The organism is Prolinoborus fasciculus (assembly GCF_056724605.1).
Map to the genome: position 1 here is coordinate 1 of NZ_JBWZQN010000140.1, position 1164 is coordinate 1164.

The window sequence follows — 1164 nt, forward strand, 5'->3', positions numbered from 1 at the left end:
GCTTTTTTAGCGTTGGTGCACTGTCTATAACTGTCTTTAAATCCATAAATAGGTGTCCACTTAAATTTAAGTGGACACTATCGCGGTATTAATGAGTTAGAAAAAGTGGGGTTCAGCGGACGCTTACGATACATAACCCAGTGCACTGTGTACACGCTTTTTATTGAACCAATCTACCCAGTTTAGTGTCGCAAGTTGTACATCTGCTAAACCTTGCCAATCTGCTTTTAAATATTCAATCACCTCTGTTTTGTATAAGCCATTCACCGTTTCAGCCAGAGCATTATCGTATGAATCACCAGTCGTACCGACTGATGCTCGTAAATTCGCTGCTTCTAAACGATTGGTATAGCGAATGGAAAGATATTGCACACCTCTGTCGGAATGATGAATCACATTCTTTGGCATGCCTCGATCATGCAATGCTTGCTCTAATGCATCGAGCACCCTATCTGTATTCATTCGTGTAGATACTTTCCAGCCAACAATTGCTCGTGAGAACACATCAATAATAAAGGCGGTATATACCCAGCCTGAATGAGTTTGAATATACGTAAAGTCACTGACCCACAGTTGGTCAGGATGATCAGCAGTAAAATTACGTTTCACTAAATCATCTGCCCGTTTTTGGTCATCTCGGTTACGGGTGGTTTGTTTGTTCTTACCTCGCCAAACACCTTGTATACCTAGCTTTTTCATTAATCGAGCAACAGTACAGCGTGCAATAATATAGCCTTCACGTTTCAGTTTTTGCCAGACTTTACGTACACCATACCGACCTGAACTTTCCTTCCAAATTCGTTTAATCTCCTCAGCATGATGCAAGTCATGTAAATCTCGCTTTGCTCGATGTTCCCCTTGCGAAGCAATGCTTCTCATCGCAGAGATCTAGAGTCCGGTAATAGGTTGAAGCTGCGATCGGTAAAATCCTACAAATCGCATCAACACCATATAAGTCTTTATTGTTATGGATGAAATCCACCATTATTTGTGTGGGCGGTCGAGCTCCGCCTGGGCGAAAAAAGCGGCTGCTTTACGTAGAATTTCATTGGCACGCTTTAATTCTTTAATTTCACGTTCCATTTGCTTCATTTTTTCTTGATCAGATATCTGTTGTACTTTAATAGGATTTTGCTGATCTAAATGCTTTTGATGCCAGGCACG

At 41.3% G+C, this 1164-nt stretch carries 1 pseudogene and 1 other annotated feature; the pseudogene reads right to left on the bottom strand.

What is annotated here, in order from left to right:
- Positions 1–123: 123 nt before the first annotated feature.
- Positions 124–1164 (bottom strand): annotated as a pseudogene (locus tag AC1P5O_RS16600) (IS3 family transposase); the annotation flags it as partial.
- Positions 911–1027 (bottom strand) — a sequence feature (AL1L pseudoknot). (Overlaps the previous pseudogene by 117 nt.)